This window comes from Azospirillum sp. B4 (assembly GCF_000333275.1).
Taxonomy (GTDB): domain Bacteria; phylum Pseudomonadota; class Alphaproteobacteria; order Azospirillales; family Azospirillaceae; genus Nitrospirillum.
On the sequence record NZ_BACU01000484.1, the window covers coordinates 1 to 1,929 of the forward strand.

Genomic DNA, 1,929 nt, shown 5'->3' on the forward strand with positions numbered 1-1,929 from the left:
CGGTCGTTCAGCAAGCCACTCCGCTGATAGCGGGTGATCAGCGACTCCACCCATTCCGCCCCCTGCTCCCGGTCCGTGCCATGGGCGGCGGCCGACATTTCCACCTTGCGCATCAGCACCCGGCGCAGCGCGGCGGTGGAGGCGGCGAAGCGCTCCAGGTAATGCAGGGCCGCCCGCTCCAGATAGGCGGCGCTGACCCGCTTGGGGCCGCGTCGCCCGACGGGCGCGGGGCGTGTGGGCGTGCGTGGGGGTGTATCGAAAAGGTCGTCGGTCATGCCCCATGGTAGCGCCGGCGCCGGCGCTTTCGCCATGCCATCGCGCGTCTCCTGTGACGCTGCTCATATTGCCGGGACGGCGCCCCGGCGTTAAGGTCGCCCCAGCCTTGCCGGGAGCCTGTTCCCGGACCTCCACGCTCGGGCGCCTGATTCCATGACCCTGCTGCAGCAATCCCCCCTTCCTGGCGCCGTGTCGGCCGCGCCCGTCCTGGCCCCCCGTGCCTTGGGCGCCATCAACTGGGTGGGCTTCGCCACCCTGACGAAGCGGGAGATACGGCGCTTCCTGAAGGTCTGGGTGCAGACCATCGCCGCGCCGGTGGTGACCACGCTGCTGTTCTACGCCGTGTTCGCGCTGGCGCTGGGCGGCGTGGTGCGCATGGTGGGCGACGTGCCCTTCCTGCGCTTCCTGGGGCCGGGCCTCATCATGATGGGCATGGCGCAGAACGCCTTCGCCAACACCTCGTCCTCGGTGCTGGTGTCCAAGGTCCAGGGCAACATCGTCGACGTGCTGATGCCGCCCCTGTCGTCCTTCGAATTCGTCTCCGCCTTCGTCACTGGCGGCATCGTGCGCGGGCTGATGGTGGGCTTCGTCACCTGGATCGTCATCCAGCTGATCGTGCCGCTGGGCATGCACGCGCCCTTCTTCGTGCTGTTCCACGCCGTGATGGCGTCCATGCTGCTGTCGCTGCTGGGCCTCATCGGCGGCATCTGGGCGGACAAGTTCGACCACATGGCGGCCATCACCAACTTCGTCATCACGCCCCTGTCCTTCCTGTCCGGCACCTTCTACACGCTGGACAGCGCGCCACGCTTCTTCCACACCGTGGCCCACGTGAACCCCTTCTTCTATTTCATCGACGGTTTCCGTTACGGTTTCATCGGCCGCACCGACGGGACGTTGCTCACCGGCATCGCCGTGATGCTGGGCATAAACCTGGTTCTCTGGCTGGTGGCGCTGCGCATGGTGTCCACCGGTTACAAGCTGAAGGCCTGACACCATGGACATGCCGGCGGATGGGGTGGGGACCAACGGAACGGGTGCCGACATGCCGTTGCCGGCGGGCGCCTACCGGCCCGGTCCGCGGCGGCATCTCGGCCGGTTCAACACCCTGGGGTTCCTGACCCTGCTGGGGCGGGAGACCAAGCGCCTGCGCAAGCTGGCCATGCTGTTCCTGGTGGCGCCGGGCCTGTCGGCCGCCCTCTACTTCACCGTCTTCGCCTTCGGCCTGGGCGACAAGCGCGGCACGCCCGAGGGCGACGCCATCCTGGCCTTCCTAGTGCCGGGCCTGGTCAGCCTGTCGCTGCTGACCCAATCGGTGCAGATCCCGTCCTTCTCCATCCTCTATGCCAAGATGGAAGGTGCCATCCTGGACCAGCTGATGGCGCCCGTGGGCGCCGCCGAGATGCTGGCGGCCTACGTGCTGTCGGCCATGGCCGCCGGCGTCGCCAGCGGGGCGGCGGTGTGGATCGGCTTCCTGGTCTTCTGGCAGGCGCCCATGGCCGACCCGGCGCTGGTGCTGCTGTTCGTCGTGCTGGGGTCCACCATGATGGCCACCTTCGGCGTGCTGACGGGCTTGATCAGTGTGAAGTGGGACCATCTGTCGGCGGCCATGACCTTCGTCTTCACGCCGCTTATCTTCCTGTCCGGCCTGTT

The 1,929-nt window shown here is 67.7% G+C and carries 2 protein-coding genes and 1 pseudogene; 2 read left to right on the forward strand and 1 reads right to left on the reverse strand.

The annotated features are described in order from the left end of the window. Positions 1-311: pseudogene (locus I55_RS20865) on the reverse strand (hypothetical protein); the annotation flags it as partial. A gap of 118 nt (positions 312-429) precedes the next feature. Here I55_RS20865 and I55_RS20870 point away from each other — a divergent pair. Together I55_RS20870 and I55_RS20875 are read left to right on the forward strand one after the other, a co-directional pair. Further along, positions 430-1,269, forward strand: a complete 840-nt coding sequence (locus I55_RS20870) for an ABC transporter permease (RefSeq protein ID WP_044562518.1) — start codon at positions 430-432, stop codon at positions 1,267-1,269. A 4-nt stretch (positions 1,270-1,273) separates the two neighbouring features. Next, the coding region (locus I55_RS20875) for an ABC transporter permease (RefSeq protein WP_049974359.1) at positions 1,274-1,929 on the forward strand (656 nt) is incomplete at its 3' end.

Excerpts from the sequence above, each read along its gene's own strand:
- I55_RS20870 (WP_044562518.1), top strand. The coding sequence starts at position 430 with ATGACCCTGCTGCAGCAATCCCCCCTTCCTGGCGCCGTGTCGGCCGCG.